The organism is Marivibrio halodurans (assembly GCF_017963645.1).
GTDB lineage: Bacteria > Pseudomonadota > Alphaproteobacteria > UBA8366 > Aestuariispiraceae > Marivibrio > Marivibrio halodurans.
Map to the genome: position 1 here is coordinate 96,495 of NZ_JAGMWN010000005.1, position 17,142 is coordinate 113,636.

16 protein-coding genes are annotated in these 17,142 nt (G+C 66.7%); 1 reads left to right on the forward strand and 15 read right to left on the reverse strand.

What is annotated here, in order from left to right:
- Positions 1–135 precede the first annotated feature (135 nt).
- Positions 136–432, reverse strand: a complete 297-nt coding sequence (locus KAJ83_RS11720; protein WP_210682265.1) for a DUF1127 domain-containing protein — start codon at positions 430–432, stop codon at positions 136–138.
- Positions 433–572: 140 nt separating this feature from the next.
- On the opposite strand from KAJ83_RS11720, the gene KAJ83_RS11725 reads away from it, so the two are divergent.
- The gene (locus KAJ83_RS11725) at positions 573–2,054 is read left to right on the forward strand and encodes an aminotransferase-like domain-containing protein (protein ID WP_210682266.1); all 1,482 of its coding nucleotides are present in this window, start codon (positions 573–575) and stop codon (positions 2,052–2,054) included.
- A 32-nt stretch (positions 2,055–2,086) separates the two neighbouring features.
- Here the strand turns inward: KAJ83_RS11725 and glmM are convergent, their stop codons facing one another.
- The 14 genes from glmM to KAJ83_RS11795 all read right to left on the reverse strand — a co-directional run bounded on the left by glmM (position 2,087) and on the right by KAJ83_RS11795 (position 17,014).
- Complete coding sequence (gene glmM, locus KAJ83_RS11730; protein WP_210682267.1) at positions 2,087–3,445, reverse strand: phosphoglucosamine mutase; 1,359 nt, start codon at positions 3,443–3,445, stop codon at positions 2,087–2,089.
- A gap of 131 nt (positions 3,446–3,576) precedes the next feature.
- On the reverse strand, positions 3,577–5,505 hold the full coding sequence (ftsH, locus tag KAJ83_RS11735) for an ATP-dependent zinc metalloprotease FtsH (protein ID WP_210682268.1): 1,929 nt from the start codon (positions 5,503–5,505) through the stop codon (positions 3,577–3,579).
- 283 nt (positions 5,506–5,788) lie between these two features.
- Positions 5,789–7,138, reverse strand: a complete 1,350-nt coding sequence (gene tilS / locus KAJ83_RS11740; protein ID WP_210682269.1) for a tRNA lysidine(34) synthetase TilS — start codon at positions 7,136–7,138, stop codon at positions 5,789–5,791.
- Positions 7,139–7,223: 85 nt separating this feature from the next.
- Positions 7,224–8,528: a tol-pal system protein YbgF gene (gene ybgF / locus KAJ83_RS11745; RefSeq protein WP_210682270.1), complete on the reverse strand. Its 1,305-nt coding sequence runs from the start codon at positions 8,526–8,528 to the stop codon at positions 7,224–7,226.
- A gap of 314 nt (positions 8,529–8,842) precedes the next feature.
- Complete coding sequence (gene pal / locus KAJ83_RS11750) at positions 8,843–9,376, reverse strand: peptidoglycan-associated lipoprotein Pal (protein WP_210682271.1); 534 nt, start codon at positions 9,374–9,376, stop codon at positions 8,843–8,845.
- A 388-nt stretch (positions 9,377–9,764) separates the two neighbouring features.
- A complete protein-coding gene (gene tolB / locus KAJ83_RS11755; RefSeq protein WP_210682272.1) occupies positions 9,765–11,150 on the reverse strand; it encodes a Tol-Pal system beta propeller repeat protein TolB in 1,386 nt (461 codons plus the stop codon).
- Entirely contained in the window at positions 11,150–12,136 is a 987-nt protein-coding gene (locus KAJ83_RS11760; RefSeq protein ID WP_210682273.1) for an energy transducer TonB, read from the reverse strand. The genes tolB and KAJ83_RS11760 overlap by 1 nt, the downstream gene beginning before the upstream one ends.
- A gap of 48 nt (positions 12,137–12,184) precedes the next feature.
- Positions 12,185–12,655 (reverse strand): protein TolR, encoded by a 471-nt coding sequence (tolR, locus tag KAJ83_RS11765; RefSeq protein WP_246484469.1) that lies wholly within the window; start codon positions 12,653–12,655, stop codon positions 12,185–12,187.
- Positions 12,656–12,658: 3 nt separating this feature from the next.
- Positions 12,659–13,375, reverse strand: coding sequence for a protein TolQ (tolQ, locus tag KAJ83_RS11770; protein WP_246484500.1), 717 nt, complete (start codon positions 13,373–13,375; stop codon positions 12,659–12,661).
- 108 nt (positions 13,376–13,483) lie between these two features.
- Entirely contained in the window at positions 13,484–13,918 is a 435-nt protein-coding gene (gene ybgC, locus KAJ83_RS11775; RefSeq protein ID WP_210682274.1) for a tol-pal system-associated acyl-CoA thioesterase, read from the reverse strand.
- Entirely contained in the window at positions 13,915–15,039 is a 1,125-nt protein-coding gene (gene ruvB / locus KAJ83_RS11780; RefSeq protein ID WP_210682275.1) for a Holliday junction branch migration DNA helicase RuvB, read from the reverse strand. The genes ybgC and ruvB overlap by 4 nt, the downstream gene beginning before the upstream one ends.
- The gene (ruvA, locus tag KAJ83_RS11785; protein WP_210682276.1) at positions 15,036–15,710 is read right to left on the reverse strand and encodes a Holliday junction branch migration protein RuvA; all 675 of its coding nucleotides are present in this window, start codon (positions 15,708–15,710) and stop codon (positions 15,036–15,038) included. The genes ruvB and ruvA overlap by 4 nt, the downstream gene beginning before the upstream one ends.
- A complete protein-coding gene (gene ruvC, locus KAJ83_RS11790; protein WP_210682277.1) occupies positions 15,707–16,252 on the reverse strand; it encodes a crossover junction endodeoxyribonuclease RuvC in 546 nt (181 codons plus the stop codon). Before ruvC ends, ruvA begins: the two co-directional genes overlap by 4 nt.
- 12 nt (positions 16,253–16,264) lie before the next feature.
- On the reverse strand, positions 16,265–17,014 hold the full coding sequence (locus KAJ83_RS11795; RefSeq protein ID WP_210682278.1) for a YebC/PmpR family DNA-binding transcriptional regulator: 750 nt from the start codon (positions 17,012–17,014) through the stop codon (positions 16,265–16,267).
- Positions 17,015–17,142: the final 128 nt, after the last annotated feature.

The following is a 17,142-nucleotide window of genomic DNA, read 5'->3' on the forward strand; positions in this document are numbered from 1 at the left end:
CCGCCGGGGCCGCCCATCGCCGGCCCTTCCGGCCCGGGGCTCCGGCCTCTCCGCCCGATAGGGGTAAGGGGGGCGAGAAAGGTCGGATTTCTGAATGCGCCGGACCGTCGGGGAACGGTCGCGGCGCCGGGGGTATCAGGGGCGCCAGAAGGGCTTGGCGATTTCGCTGTCCACATCCGCGCGGGTGACGCCGATATCCTTCAGCAGGCGGTCGTCGAGCGTGCGCACGTGATGGCGCATCTCCACCCGTTCCTGCCAAAGACGCAGCAGCGTCCATACCGTGGCCAGGACCGTCTTCGTCACGCGGATGGGCTGATACCCGGTATTGGCAAGGCGCGGCGCGCCCTCCATTTCCGACCCGGAGCGATCCGATCCCGCCAAGAACGCGGCCTTCGACCCGAACGATCCGGGTTTTTGGATAATTGTACTCATACAATCCTCCTTCACCCAGATGTGGAGACATGATTGTCTCGAAACATTGTATAAATTGTTTACTTTGTGTGGTTCAATCCCTATATTGTCACCATAACAATTTTCATGGAGCGTCTCTTCCGCCAAACCGAAAGGCTCCGATGACCAAAACGACCGATGCCGCCGCGCCCGATATCACGTGGATTCCCGACATCTCGAATGCCGAAGGTCCGCTCTACCGCGCCATTTCCGATCGTTTGGCCCATGATATACGCGGCGGCGTCCTACCCGTGGGCACGCGCCTGCCCCCACAGCGGGAACTGGCCTGGCGGCTCGGAGTCACATTGGGCACCGTCAGCCGCGCTTATCGCGAGGCGGAACATCGTGGCCTGATCGGTGGCGAGGTCGGGCGCGGCACCTATGTGCGGGGACGCGAAGCCCGAATCGGCGGCTTGCTGGCCGGCCGGCAACCGGGACCCGGCACACCCTGGGCCGCCGGCGATCCGGTGATGGAGGAATCGCTGGAAGGGCCCGAGACCGGCCCGATCGCGATGCAATCCAACGTGCCGCCCCCCGGCCCGGAAGCGCAAATCTTTCGGCGGACGCTGGCGGAGATGTCGGAAGCGCAGGGGATGGCCGATCTGTTGGCCTATAACCCACGCGACGCGGCGCGGCGTTTCCGCCTCGGCGGGGTGGCGTGGCTCTCCCGGCGGGGACTGGATACGAGCGAGGACGATATCGCCCTATCCGCCGGCGCGCATAACGGTCTGACCGCCACCATGGCCACGATCCTGAAGCCGGGCCAGCGATTGATGACCGAAGCGCTGACCTATCCCGGCATCAAGACGGTGGCGAGCCTTCTCAACCTGACGCTCGTCCCCGGCGAAATGGACGAGGAAGGGCTGACGGCCGAATGCATCGCGACCGAGGCCGCGGCCGGACGAATCGACGCCATCTATACCGTGCCGGTCCTGCAAAATCCGACCAACGGCATCCAGTCGGAGGCACGCCGGGCGGAAATCGCCGCCATATGCGAGCGTTACGAGATTCCGATCATCGAGGACGATATCTGCGGCCTCTTCATCGACGACGCGCCGCCGCCACTCGCCCGGCACGCGCCGACCATGGGCTATTACGTGACCTCGCTTTCCAAGACCTTGGCGCCGGGATTGCGCATCGGCTATGTGCACACGCCCCGGCGGATGCGCGACCATGTCGCGGCCTCGGTACGGGCCAGCACCTGGATGGCCTCTCACATCACGGCGGAGATCGCGACGCGATGGATCGAGAGCGGCGCGGCCGACCATATCCTGGCCGAACGCAAGGCGGGACTGATCCGGCGCAACGCGATCGCACGGGAAATCTTCGACGGACATGATTTCCGCATGCCGGAAGGCGCGCTGCATCTCTGGCTGACATTGCCGCGCGAATGGCGGGCGAGCCAGTTCGTGGCGGCGGCCGCGGCACGAAACGTCGTGCTGACGGCGGCCCATGCCTTCACGGTCGGCGAGGCGCCGTCACCGGGCGCCGTGCGCATCTGCCTCGGCGGTCCTAGGGACGACGCCCGCGTCGTGGAGGGCCTAACCCGCCTGCGCAAAATCCTGGAGGAACACGACCCCCTGGCCGAAGCGGAGGTCATGTAGCACCGCCTTCGGCCGGCAGCGACGGATCAGGATCAGACGTTGGCCGCCGCCTCGATCGCCTTGGAGACATCGGCGACCACCGCGTCGACCAGACCGGCATCGTCCCCTTCCGCCATGACACGGATCACCGGCTCCGTCCCCGACGGGCGGATGACGAGCCGACCGCCGCCGGCGAGGCGCGCCTCGCCCGCCTCGATCGCATCGCGCACGAGATCGCTTTCCAACGGCCGGGCATCGCGGGCGAAACGGACATTGTTGAGAAGCTGGGGAACCGGCTGGAACTGACGGCCAAGCTCGCTCATCGGACGGCCGCTCGCCACCATGACGGCGAGCACCTGCAAGGCGGCGACGAGCCCGTCGCCGGTCGTGCCGTAATCGCCGAGGACGATATGGCCCGACTGCTCCCCCCCCAGATTGCAGTCGCTGGCGCGCATCGCCTCCACGACATACCGGTCACCGACCTTCGTGCGGGTAAGGCCGATGCCGCGCGTCTCCAGGAAACGCTCCAGGCCGAGATTGGACATCACGGTCGCCACGACCGATCCCTTCAGGCGCCCGGCCTCCGCCCAGGACCCCGCGATCAGCGCCATCAACTGGTCGCCGTCGACCAGTTCGCCCGCCTCGTCGCAAACGATCAGCCGGTCCGCGTCGCCGTCGAGCGCGAGCCCCAGCGCGGCGCCGTGCGCCACCACCTGCTCGCGCATGGCGCGGGGCGCGGTGGCGCCGCAATCCCGGTTGATGTTGGTGCCATCCGGTTGAACGGCGACGGGAATCACGTCCGCGCCCAACTCGTGGAAAACCACCGGTGCCACACGATAGGCCGCGCCATGAGCGCAATCGACCACGATCTTGAGCCCATCGAGGCGAAGCGTCTTCGGAAAGGTTGCCTTCACGAATTCGATATAGCGGCCCGGCGCGTCCTCCAGCCGCTGCGCCCGGCCGAGCGCCTGGGGCGCCGCCGGCGCCGATGGGCCATCCGCCAGCCCGTTCTCCATCAGCGCCTCGATCTCGCTCTCCATGGCGTCGGAAAGCTTATAGCCGTCCGGTCCGAACAGCTTGATCCCGTTATCCTGATAGGGGTTGTGGGAGGCCGAGATCATGACCCCCAGATCCGCGCGCATGGAGCCCGTCAGCATCGCCACCGCCGGCGTCGGCAACGGGCCCAGCAACATCACGTCCATGCCCATGGAGATGAAACCGGCGGTCAGCGCCGGCTCCAGCATATAGCCGGAAAGCCGCGTATCCTTACCGATCACCACGCGATGGCGATGGTCCCCCCGCCGGAAGACGGCGCCCGCCGCCATCGCGAGCCGCAGCGTCACCTCCGGCGTGATGGGCCAGCGATTGGCGGTCCCCCGCATGCCGTCGGTGCCGAAATATTTACGCGTCATCCTACTCTTTCCGCGCTTTTTCAATCCGTTGGAGTCTGACCGGACTCTTGTCCCCTGGCAAGATTGGGCAGGGAGCGGAAGTCGATAGAGAAAGGCCCGATCCGGGGATCGGGCCTTTCGTCGTCACAGGGTCAGGCCGGGCCCGGTTCGGGGTCCGGATCGGGCCCGATGGGGCGGGAGCCGCCCTTGTTCGTGCTGGGCACCGAGGAGCGGGCACCTGCGCCACCGGAGGGACCGGCATTATCCTCTTCCCGGCTGATCGGCTCGCCCTTGATGACCTTCTTTACTTCCGCGCCCGACAAGGTCTCGTAGTCGAGCAGCGCCTGGGCGAGCTTGTGCAACTCGTCCTCATGCTCGCGCAGGACACTGTAGCAGCGTTCCTCCGCCTCCTCGGTGATGCGGCGAATCTCGTCGTCGATGATCTGCGCGGTCTTCTCGGAGATATTCTGCTGCCGCGCCACCGAATGGCCCAGAAACACCTCGTCCTGGTTCTCGTTGTAGCGCAGCCGGCCAAGCTTATCCGACATGCCGTATTCGGTGACCATGGCGCGCGCCATGTTGGTCGCCTGCTGGATATCGTTGGCCGCACCGGTGGTCACGTTCTCCGGTCCGAAGATGATGTCTTCCGCCGCGCGGCCGCCATACATCATGGCGAGCTTGGCGGTCATCTCCATCTTCTTGTAGCCGAGGCGGTCCCGCTCCGGCAGGTTCATGGTCACGCCCAGCGCGCGCCCACGCGGGATGATCGTCACCTTGTGAAGCGGATCGTTCCCATCGATATAAATGCCGGCCAACGCATGCCCCGCCTCGTGATAGGCGGTCAGCTTCTTCTCGTCCTCCGTCATCACCATGGAGCGGCGCTCGGAGCCCATCAGGACCTTGTCCTTGGCATCCTCCAGCTCCTTCATGGAAACGACACGGCGGTTACGGCGCGCGGCCATGAGGGCGGCCTCGTTCACCAGATTGGCGAGATCCGCGCCGGAAAAGCCGGGCGTGCCGCGGGCGATGATCTTCGGCTCCACGTCCGGGCCCAGCGGCACCTTCGATAGATGGACCCGCAGGATCTTCTCGCGGCCCACGATATCCGGGTTCGGCACCACGACCTGACGATCGAAGCGCCCGGGACGCAGCAACGCCGGGTCGAGCACGTCCGGACGGTTGGTGGCGGCGATGATGATGACGCCCTCGTTGGCCTCGAAACCGTCCATCTCGACTAGCATCTGGTTCAGCGTCTGCTCACGCTCGTCATTGCCGCCGCCGAGACCGGCGCCACGATGACGGCCGACCGCATCCAACTCGTCGATGAAGATGATGCAGGGCGCGTTCTTCTTGCCCTGCTCGAACATGTCGCGCACGCGGCTGGCGCCGACGCCGACGAACATCTCCACGAAATCCGAGCCGGAGATGGTGAAGAACGGCACGTTCGCCTCGCCCGCGACGGCGCGCGCGGTCAGCGTCTTACCCGTGCCGGGCGGGCCGACCAGCAGCACGCCCTTCGGAATCTTGCCGCCGAGGCGCTGGAACTTCGAGGGGTCGCGCAGATATTCCACGATCTCCTGTAGTTCCTGCTTGGCCTCGTCGATGCCGGCCACGTCGTCGAAGGTGACGCGGCCCTTCTGCTCGGTCAGCAGCTTGGCCTTGGACTTGCCGAAGCCCATCGCCTTGCCGCCACCGCCCTGCATCTGGCGGAACAGGAAAATCCAAACCGCGACCAGCAGCAGGATCGGCAACATGCTGATCAGCAATTGGCCGAGGAAGCTCGTCCCCTCCGGCTCCTTCGCCTGGATCATCACGCCGTTCGCCTGCAGCTTCTCGATCAAGCCGGGGTCGTTCGGCGAGTAGGTGCTGAAGGCCCGGCCGGAATCCAGATGCCCGCTGATGTTGTTGCCCTGGATCGTCACGTCCTTGACGCTGCCGCTCTCGACATCGGCGAGGAACTGGGAATAGGGCGTGCGCTGGGTTTGCGTCGGGCCGGTGTTGTTCTGGAACACATTGAACAGGAACACCATCAACACGATGATGATAATCCACAGTGCCAGGTTTCTGCCGAAGAAATTCACGAGCCAAAGCCTCTTGTCAGTCGCGGGCGCCCCAGCCCAAAGCCTGCGTGATGATCGCAGAAGAGGCGCCCTGTCGAGCCGTCATCCACGCCGCCCCCGCGGGCCCCTACCGGCCGATCGCGGGATTAAACGCCTTTTGGAAGGCCACGTCCAGCGAAGCCTCCTGTGCGGATCGCATGAAACGTGCCTCAGCTACATAGTGCCTACGCGCCCGCGAAAAAAGGGCCGCGGCACGCTATTCCGCCGCCGCGCCGCCCGGCGCCGCGCGGCGATCGTCTCTCCCTCACGACCGAGGCCCGGCGAAGGACAACCGCTCGACGCGCGGAGCCTCCTCAATCAGCGGCCCGTCCGGTTGTAGATGGGGCGCATGCGCGAGTTCCTCCCCGCGCCAAAGCGCCGGCAATGTTGGCCGGATCGTTCCCGGCAGGGCCTCGCCCCGCCGGCCGGCCGCCCGGTCCACGCGACGCAGATACCGCCAACCGTCGAGGCCGAGCGCACCGATCCGGTAGGCCGAGGCCGTTCCCATAGCGCCCACCGGGAAATGAAGGGAAAAACGACCATCCCACAGCACCTCCGGCGCGAGGGGCGCATCCTCCCGCACGGTCGCCAGTTCTCGGCGCACCAGGATATGATCCGCCCCGTGCGACGACACCACCGTCCCGGCGAGCGTCCGCCCGCGTCCGAGCGTACCGTCGAGAAGCGCGTCCCGTAGTCGTTCCAACCGGTCGAGGCGCGGCGGGTGAACCCGCCCCCCGACCCGGCAAACCAGACGCGCCAAGGCACGTAGACCGACTTCCTCCGACGCGTCGCGCAACGGGGCGATCGCCACGGTGATATATCCGGTCTCGTGATCCCGTGAAGCCTCGGTCAACAGCGCGTCGCAGTCCCCCTCCAAGGCGGCGCGCGCGCGGGCCATGCGGCGCGCCGTCCCGGCCAAGCGTTCCGGCGTGAGACCAAGCGCGTCGAGCGCCGCGCGCGCCTGACGAACGCGCACCCGATCGAAACGGGTATCCCGGTTCGACGGATCCTCCACCCATGCCACGCCAGCGGCGCGCAGATGGGCCGTCAGCGCGCTTTTCGGCATGGCGAGCAACGGTCGGATCAACCGTACCCCGGCCCATTCCCGCGCGGGCATCATGGCGGATAGGCCATCGACCCCACTCCCCCGCGCGAGACGCAGGAGAAAGGTTTCCGCCTGATCCTCCAGATGGTGGGCGAAGGCCAACGCCTCCACCCCGTCCGCCCGACAGCGATCCAACAGCAGACGATAGCGCAGTTCGCGCGCCCGCGCCTGGATATCCCCGCCGGCTCCGATCGCGCGTTCCGATTCCCCCCGCAGGACGTCAGCGCGAATCCCGAGCACGCCGAGCCGGTGGCATACGCTCGCCGCCTCCTCGGCCGCTTCGGGCCGCAACCCGTGATCAACCGTATAGGTCCGAAAAGGGATCGACCGGGCCGCCGCCCAATCCTTGAGCAATAGGGCCAGCGCCATGCTATCCGCCCCGCCCGAGCAGGCGACCGCCAGACCGGCCGGCGCCCGCGGCAGGCAAACCGCCATAGCCGCGTCGATCCGGGAAGGATCGACCGGGGCGGCATCGATCGGATGGGCTTTCGATGTCGGGTCTGCCGTCATCGTCGTCTCCGCCGGGTCACGCACCGTCCGGCCTGATCCGGTGGCAGGGGTGAAGGTATCCCCCGGATCGCCGGCTCCGCGCGCGTCAGTTCCCGCAGCCGAGCTTCCCGGCCTCGGATTTCGCAGTATCCAGGATGCGAGGTCCGGCATCGCCTTCCTGGCGGAGCGTGGAAAAGGCTTGGCATGCCGCATCCGTCTTACCCAGCGCGCCAAGCGACATGGCGAGTTTCAACAGGCTGTGGCTCGCCTTGTCGTTCTTCGGGTAGCCGGTATAGGCATCGAGAAAGGTCGCGGCGGCATCGCGATAATTGCCTCGCGCGTAATAAGTCTCGCCCAGCCAATACATGGCGTTCCCGGCCAGATCGCTCTCGCCGTGGCGATCCACGAAACTGCGCATCGCCGCCTCGGCGGCCGCGAAATCGCGTTTGCGCAGAAGGGAGAAGGCATATTCGTACTGCTCGTTCACCGACCCGTCGGGCAAAGCCCCGGACGCCGCGGAGGCCGTGGTTTGGGCCCCGGACACGTTACCCGATCCCGGCGAGGCCTGCACGCGAGGTTGCGCGTCACCGCCGTTGGCGCCGGCGTTCCCACCACCCGACGCGACGGCGCCCGACTGGCCATCGCCGGTGCCCTGCGACATGTCGGCGCCGAGAATCTCGCCGGCCGCGTTGGTGCGCAAGCTGCCGAGGGTCTGACCGGCGCCGGCCGCCCCCGCGCCTTGGCCGGCCTCCCGGGTCGCGCCCGTAGAGGAAATCACGGTCGTCCCTTCATCCGTCCCCGTGGCGGCGCCTGTCGATCCCCCGGCGCCAGAGGACGAATTGGCCGCGCGGCCCAACTGCTGCGGGGCGCCGGCCGGCCGGGCGCCATTCCCATTACCGGACCCCCCATTACCGGAAATCTGGGCTCCGCCCTGCTCCAATTGCTGCAGGCGGAAGTCCATGTCTGAGGCCAGCTTCTCCATTCGGTCCGCGGCTTGGCGAACGCGGAATTCCACTTCCTCGACCCGGCCGGTCAACTCGCGCATCTCGCGCTCGACGCGCTGAATCTTTATCTGCAATCGCCCGGCGACATCACTCGGCATGGGCTCGCCGGACCTTCCGGACGGCGCCGTGCCGGTATCTTGGCCAGTATCTTGCCCCGCCGCCCCGTCGCCGAGAGAGGCCGGGGGAATCGTCCCCTCCCCCCGATAGATATAGCGCTGGAGATCCTTCAGATCGCGCTTCAGAATCTCGACCTCGCGGCCCAGATCGCTCTGCGCGGCGGCCGGCAGGGTCGGCGCCATCAGCATGGCGAGCACCGCGGCCGCGAATGCGCCCCGGACATAGGCGGAGGGGCGCGCGGAGCGGCGCGTGGCGGAAGTCCGTCGGGCGGAAAGGCTTGAATCGGTCATCGGCATCCGGTCTGACGTCTCGTTCACTCTATGGAAGCGCAGCTTCGAAGATGCTGCCTGATACGCGCCCATTTTGACGGCAATAAGGCGCGAACGCCAGATCCAGAGGGGCCCCACCAAGCACCGCCTCCCACCATCCGGGATGCATCCGGGATGCGCCCGGGGATTGGGAGAACCGAGCCCCGTGAACCCAGACGCGAAATGAAACGGTCGCAACAAAACGACCGGCCCCGTTCCACGAGGTCGGTCGCTCCGTTCCGGGACGAGCGCTTGAGCCGAGGCTTCGGCCGCCCGCGCCGCCGCTCAAGCGGTCCTTAGCTGGCCGCGCCGCTGACGATATCCGTCACGCCGCGACGATTCTGAGCCCAGGCGGCCTCGGTCGAGCCGGCGACCGCCGGCCGCTCCTTGCCGTAGGAGATCGTACGGACACGGTTCGGATCGACGCCCTGGCTGACCAGGTATTCCTTGACCGCGTTGGCGCGACGCTCGCCGAGCGCCAGGTTATACTCGCGAGTACCGCGCTCATCGCAATGCCCCTCGACCACGACCTGGGTCGACGGATACTGCTGCAGCCACTCCGACTGGCGATCCAACGTCGCACGCGCCGAGGACGACAGTTCCGAGCTATCGAGCGCGAAGAAGACGCGATCACCGACCTCGGTGATGAACTCCTCCTCCGAGCCCGGCGTGATCGACGGAGCCGACGACGTCGTGGGTTCGCTGGTGGTGGTCGTGGTCGTCGTCTCGCTCGACCCCTGACCGCTGGTATCGGCCGTTTCCTCGGGCTCCGAGGCGCAGGCGGCCACCAGGGTCAAAGCCGCCAACAGGCTGATCATCTTCACGCGCATAGAAGCACCCCCTAAAGGAAGGGCGGACGCACCACCGCGCCGCCCGTAAGTCCTTGATCGACCCGCGATCCGTCGCGATCAATCCCGATCGCGCCTCGTCGCGGGCACTCCGGCCATTGCCGGCCGAAACCCTAACCCGAATTCCACGCGGCGTTCCCGCCGGAGACGTCCGACAAGGAAAGGGCCGGGAAAGCGCCACCCGCGAAGCTGGTTTGATCGGACGGGTCCGATCGGCGCGATCCGGCCTCTGCCCCGGAACACCGCATGTTTCCGGCATGGAAGTTTAAGCATGCGGTGTTTCGATTATCAACAGAAACCGCGAGGGAAGCGCCGTGAAAAATACTGAATTTTCGCGATTTTTGATCTAACCGCGCATCCGTACAAACCCTCAGGGGTTGAGCGGCGACCAAGCCGGGTCGGAGGCATCGCCCGGGGTGACGACCTCGCGTAGATTGTATCCCGTCAGGTCTATCGAGTATAGAGAGCTGTTCGTGTTTTCCCCGCGCTGCTCCCGGAAGAACATCAGCACCCGGCCGTTCGGCGCCCAGGTCGGCCCTTCATTGTGGTAGCCGCTTACCAACAACCGCTCACCACTGCCGTCGGGTCGCATCACGCCGATAAACCATTCGCCGCCATGTAGCTTGGTGAAGGCGATAAGGTCCCCGCGCGGCGACCAGACAGGCGTGCCGTAACGCCCGTCACCGAAGCTGATGCGCCGCACATCGCCCCCCTCGACATCCATGACATAGATCTGCTGCGAGCCGCCCCGATCGGATTCGAAGCAGACCTGCGTACCATCCGGCGCGAAGGACGGAGCCGTGTCGATGCCGGGGTTGCTGGTCAACCGGCGTGGCGAGCGCGTACGCAAATCCATGACATAAATATCGGTATTGCCATCCACGGCGTGGCTCATGACCACCGAATTGCCATCCGGCGAAAAGCGCGGCGCGAAAGTCATGCCCTGGAACGCGCCCAACACCTCCTGACGGCCGGTGCGGATATTGAACAGATAGACCCGGGGCGTGTTGTTGAAGTAGCTGAGATAGGTGATCTCCTGCCGCGCCGGCGAGAAACGCGGCGTCAACGCCATGGCACGACCATCGGTCAGGAAACGATGATTGGCCCCGTCCTGATCCATGATGGCCAAACGCCGGGTCCGGTCGGTCTTCGGGCCACTTTCCGCGACATAGACGATGCGGGTGTCGAAATAGCCCTGTTCCCCGGTAATCCGCTGATAGATCGCGTCGGAGATGATATGCGCGACACGACGCCAGTGCGGCTGCTCCGTCTGGTAGGCGCGGCCCAGCATTTGCGCCTCGGCGAAGACGTCCCATAGCCGGAACTCGACCCGGACACGGCCATCCTCGCGCAGTTCGACGGACCCGTTGACCATCGCCTGCGCGTTGATCACCCGCCAATCCGAGAAACGCGGCCGCACCTTCATGCTGGCCGCCGTCTGGATGAAGGCGCGCGGGTTGATCGGCGCGAACAAGCCGGAACGTTCCAGGTCCGCCGTGACCACCTGCGCGATATCGCGGCCGATGCCGGATTCCGTTTCGTTCACACCGAAGAACTCGGTGATGGCGATCGGCAGCGGTTCGATATTGCCGCGCGTGATATCGATGCGCACCTCCGCGCCCGCGGGCCGCGCGCCCGCCAGCGCCAATCCCGCGCCCCCTCCGAGAAGGCCGAGAGCGGCGCGACGCGTGAAGGAAGGACTATGCGTTTCCGGCCCTTGCGGGCGGTCCGCGTCGATCTCGCTCGGATATCCCATCACCCCAGCATCTCCTTCGGGTTGAAGGTAAAGATTATCGAGTTCCAGACATCATATTTGTCGGGCGGCAGTTTTAAAGGACTGCAACGCGGATTCAGTACCGCCCGGCGCGCGCTTTCGGCCGCCGCCCGCCAGAAGGGATCGGACGCCTTCTCCGGATGGAGCAGGGTCGCCGAACTGACCGTCCGGTCCGGCCGCACCGTGACCCGCATCTCGATCACGAGATCGTCGGCATCGCGCGCACCGGCCGGAACCGCCCAACATCCAGCGATCTGTTGCCGGACCGCGTCGAGCTCGCCGGCATTCAACGCCCCTTCCGCGCGGATCGAGGACTCCTGACGAGCCGGGGTTTCCGGCGTATCGGCCAGAGCTTGCTTGATCTTGTCCTGAAGGGACGGTTGCGCCTGCTCCTCGGGTTGCTCCGCCGGCTCCTCCCGCTCGGGCGAAGGCGGCGGCGCATCCTCCTGCAATTCCTTCTCCAGGTCCTTCAGCAATGAGGCGAAATTCTCCTGCTTCGGCGCTTGAGGCTTCAGACGCGGGCTCGGCGGCGTGGGCTGGGCCTCTGCCTGCGGTTCTGGTTCGGGTTCGGGCTCGGGCTCGGGCTCCGGTTCCGGCTCTGGCTCCGGCTCAGGCACGGGCTCCGCCTCCGGTTCGGGCACGGGCTCCGCCTCCGGTTCGGGCACGGGCACGGGCTCCGGTTCCGGCGGTTCGGGTGTCGGGGCCGGTTCGGGCGCGGGCGGAGGTTCTGGCGGAGGCTCCGGAGCCGGTTGAGGTTCCGGCTCTGGCTCCTGCGCGGCCTCGGGTTCCGGTTCGGGGGCAGGCTCCCGCGGCGTCTGGCGCATCGCCAGATCCTGCTCGCTCACCACCTCGACATCGACAACGGCCCCCATCGGCGCGATCTCGACGTCGGCGCGCGGAAGAGAAACATAGGCCAGCGCGACGACGCCGGCATGCAGCATGATGGAACCGACAACGGACCCGCGCATCGCGTCAGCCTCCGCCGTACCGGTCGGTCCGCCTGATCGGGCTCCGCGTCACTGTCCGGCGACACCTTCTTCTTGGCCCGGCAACTTGGCGAGCAGAGCTACCTTGTTGAACCCGGCGGCACTGACTGTCCCCATGATCTCCATCACGCGGCCATAGGCGATACGGCTATCGCCACGCACGAAAATACGGACATCCGGATTGTTACCGGTGACGGCCCGCAGGCGCGGCACGAGGTTCTCCAGCTCGATCCCCGTTTCCTGGATATAGACCTTGCCGTCCCGATCCACGGTAAGGACAAGCGGCTCATCCGCGTCATTGAGACTCGCCGCCTTGGTTTCCGGCAAATCGACGGGCACACCAACCGTCAAGAGCGGCGCCGTCACCATGAAGACGATCAACAGCACCAACATCACGTCCACGAAGGGCGTCACGTTGATATCCGCCATCGGGCGATAGCGCGAGCGCCCGGAAATTCCCGATCGCCCGCCCCCCGGCGGTCCGAGCATGCCACCGGCCATGGATCAGGCCTCCTCGTCCAACTGGCGGGAAATGATCGAGGAAAACTCGCCCGAGAAAGCCTCCAACCGGCCGGCATAGCGGGTAAGGTCCGTCGATATCTTGTTGTAGGCGACCGTCGCCGGAATCGCCGCCACGAGGCCGAGCGCGGTGGCGAATAGCGCCTCCGAGATACCCGGCGCCACCACGGCGAGGCTCGTCTGCTTCGTCGCCGCGATCGAGGTGAAGCTGTTCATGATGCCCCAAACCGTGCCGAACAACCCGACGAAGGGCGCCGCCGAACCGACCGAGGCAAGGAAGGGCAGGTATTTCTCCAGCCGTTCGATCTCGCGCGCCATGGTCACCTGCATCACACGGTCGACGCGCTGTTGCAGCCCGGCCGCGCTCTCGCGCAGATGGCCCCGGCTCGCCGAACGCTGCCATTCGCGCATTGCGGCGGAGAAGACCGAACTCATCGGATCGCCCGGATACTGCCCCACCCGCTGATAAAGATCATCGAGAGAGCCGCCCGACCAGAACGCATCCTCGAACTTGTTGGCGAGGCGCTGCAGCTTCCGCATGCGGCCGATCTTCTCGAAGATGATCGCCCAACACCAGATCGAGGCGAGGATCAAAAGGATCATCACCGCCTTGACCACCCAATCAGCCCGCAGGAACAGGGCGACCAAGGACATGTCGGGCGATGCCGCGATATCACCGCCCATGATCAGCGTATCGATCATGCTCGCGCCCTCCGAGACGCCGTTCGCCAAGCCATCGCCACCCATCTGATCCTGTTCCATGCTGTCCCGTCCCTTGTCGGAGATTCCGGTGTCGGAAATATGGCGACCTCACGACCTTGCCGTGGTGCCATGGCGGCCGACCGCCGCCGCCATCTCGCGCGGCAGGCGTTTCGGCCGGCCGGCGCGGTCGATCAAGACCACCTGTATATCGATCGTCGCGACCGTCGTCCCGTCGCGCCGGATGGTTTGAAGCATATCGACGCTCGCCCCGCCAACGGCGGCAACCCGCGTCTCCACCTCCAGCATGTCGTCGAGCAGCGCCGGCTTGAGAAATTCGATCGCGCAGCGCCTCACCGCGAAACCCGCGCCCAGGTCGCCCATCAACGCGCGATGCTCATAGCCGGCCCGTCGCAGGAATTCGGTTCGCCCGCGCTCCGCGAACTTGAGATAGTTGGCGTGATAGACGATTCCACCCGCGTCCGTATCCTCGTAATAGACACGCACCGGCAGACGATGGGCAACGTCATCGGTTCTATCGCTCACGCGGCGCCCCCGTTGTCCGTTCCGTCGTCACGCGCCTCGTTCGAGCCATCGTCGAGCGCGCCGGCCTTGGCCAACATGTCGAGCTGCGCCGTGACCGCCGCCGGCGGCTCCAGGTCGATATAGCGCCAACCCGGCGGCGTCAGCATGCGACCACGCGGCGTGCGTTGCACCAGCCCCTGCTGGATCAGGAAAGGTTCCACCACCTCCTCCAGCACATCGCGTTCATTGCCCAACGCGGCGGCCAGCGTCTCCGCCCCTACCGGCCCGCCGCCGTAATTGGTCGCGATGCAGCGCATATAGCGCCGATCCATCGCATCGAGACCGCGCGCATCCACGTCAAGCCGCAGCAACGCCTTGTCGGCGGCATCCGCATCCACCTCCGCCACCCCATCGACGGCGGCGAAGTCGCGGACCCGGCGCAGAAGCCGGTTGGCGACGCGCGGCGTCCCGCGTGAGCGGCGCGCGATCTCCCGTGCGCCGTCCTCCGTCAGGACCATGCCGAGAATTCCGGCGGCGCGGGAGACAATATGCGTCAACTCGTCCTCGGTATAGAAATTCATATGGAGCGGGATGCCGAACCGCTCGCGCAGCGGCGTGGTGATGAGCCCCGCGCGCGTCGTCGCTCCGACCAGCGTGAAGGGCGGCAGGTCGATACGCACAGACCGCGCAGCCGGCCCCTCCCCGATGATCAAATCCAGTTGGAAGTCCTCCATCGCGGGATAGAGAATCTCCTCCACCGCCGGCGAGAGACGGTGGATCTCGTCGATGAACAGCACATCGCGCGGCTGAAGATTGGTCAGCAGCGCCGCCAAGTCGCCCGCCTTCGCGATCACCGGCCCGGACGTCGCGCGGAACCCGACGCCGAGTTCACGGCTGACGATCTGGGCGAGCGTCGTCTTGCCGAGGCCGGGCGGGCCATAGAACAGCGTGTGGTCCATCGCCTCGCCCCGCTGCCGCGCGGCGGCGACGAAAATGCCCAGATTCTCCTTCACCGCCCCCTGGCCGACGAATGCCGCCAGGCTAAGAGGCCGGACCGCGCCGTCGCGGCTTTCCTCCCCGTCGGCGGCGGTTCGCTCGGGCGATACGGCGCGATCCTCGGGCGTGCTCGCCGCGGCACTCATCGCGAAAGCTCCTTCAACGCGCCACGGATCAGGAAGGCCGCGTCGACGGTCCCGCCGCCGTCCTCACCCGCGGCCCCGCCGGCCCGCGCCGCCTTGGCCACGGCGGCGAAAGCCTCCGACCGGCCATAGCCGAGATTGACGAGGGCGGAGACCGCGTCGTCGCTCGCGCCGGTATCCGGTGCTCCGGCCCCGTCGGCCTTACCGCCCGCGCCGCTGGCGCCCCCGGCGTTCCCCGCGCCGGAAAACGCCCCACCGGGGCCAAGCGCGATGCCGCCTGCCTTGTCCTTCAACTCGGCCACGATGCGCTGGGCCAGCTTCGGCCCGACGCCGTTGGCGCGCGCGACGGCGGCCTTGTCCTGCGCGGCGACCGCTTGAGCCAGCTGATCCGGCGCCAGCACGGAAAGTATGGCGAGCGCCACGCGCGCGCCCACCCCCTGAACCGTGGTCAGCGCGCGGAACCAATCGCGCTCCGCCCGCTCCGCGAAGCCATAGAGATGGATATGATCCTCGCGCACATGGGTCTCGATATCGAGGGCGATGGCCCCGCCCGTCGCCGGGACCCGCGACAGCGTGCGGCTGGAGCAATAGACGCGATACCCGACCCCGCCGACATCGACGACGAGACCGTCTTCCTCCGCTTGCTCCACCAGCCCCTTCAACTTCGCGATCACCGCGCGCCTCCCCCGGCCCCGCCGGTCGCGAACCGCGTCGTGGCGAGACCGCTGCCGGGGGCCCAGGCCCGATTGGTGGCGCCGTGATGGCCGTGACAGATCGCGACGGCGAGCGCGTCGGCCGCGTCCTCGCTGCCCGGATCGGCGCCCGGCAACAACGTGCGCACCATGATCCCGATCTGGTCCTTGCTGGCGCCGCCGGTGCCGACGACCGCCTGCTTGACGCTCTTGGCCGCGTATTCGTGCACCGCCAGCCCCGCGAGCGCCGGGGCCAGCAGCACCACGCCGCGCGCATGGCCGAGCTTCAGCGTGGTGCCCGGATTCTTGTTCAGGAAGGTCTCCTCGACCGCCGCCTCCTGGGGGGCGTGACACGCCAGCACCGCCATCAACTCGTCATGCAACGCCTTCAACCGGTCGGCCATGGGCAGGCGGTCGGGCGGATCGACGGTGCCACAGGCCACGAAGCGCAGATGGACGCCGTCCATGTCGACGACGCCCCAGCCCGTGTGCCTCAATCCCGGATCGAGCCCGATGATGCGCATCCCGATTGCCGATCAGCTCGCCAGCCGCTCCATCTCCGCGTCGGGGATGTCGTAGTTGGCCCACACATTTTGGGTGTCGTCGTAATCGTCGAGGGCGTCGAGCAGCTTCATCAACGTCTCCGCCTGATCCCCCTCGACCGGCATCATGTTCTTCGGCTTCCAGACAAGGCGCGCCTGCTCCGCCTCGCCGAAGGTCTCCTGCAAGCCCGAGGCGACCTCGTTCAGATCGTCCGCCTGGCAGGTCACGACATGGCCTTCCTCGTCGGATTCGACATCTTCCGCGCCGGCTTCCAGCGCGGCCTCGAACATGGCCTCGTTGCCGGCGACATCGGGCTTGTAACGCACCTCGCCCGCCCGCTCGAACATGAAGGAGACGGAGCCCGTCTCGCCCATGTTGCCGCCGTTCTTGTTGAAGATGGAGCGGATATCGGCGGCCGAACGGTTGCGGTTGTCGGTCATCACGTCGACGATTATGGCGACGCCGCCGGGGCCATAGCCCTCATAACGGATCTCCTCGTACTCGACGCCCTCGCCGCCGCCGGCGCCCTTCTGGATCGCGCGCTCGATATTGTCCTTCGGCATCGATTGCGCGCGCGCCGCCTGCACGGCGAGGCGCAAGCGCGGATTGGCCGCCGGGTCCGGATCGCCCATCTTGGCCGCGATCATGATTTCCTTCGACAGCCGCGCGAAAAGTTGGGCGCGCTTCTTATCCTGCGCGCCCTTGCGGTGCATGATGTTCTTGAACTTGGAATGCCCTGCCATGGTGGCCCGTCCCGATCATATCGTCCCTGAGGCCGGCTCCGCGCGTCCCCGCGCCCCGGGGGCGGTTTCGGGGACGGTCGCATGTCGCCGCCCGGTTTCCACAAAGTCTAGCGCTGCCCGCGTCGAGT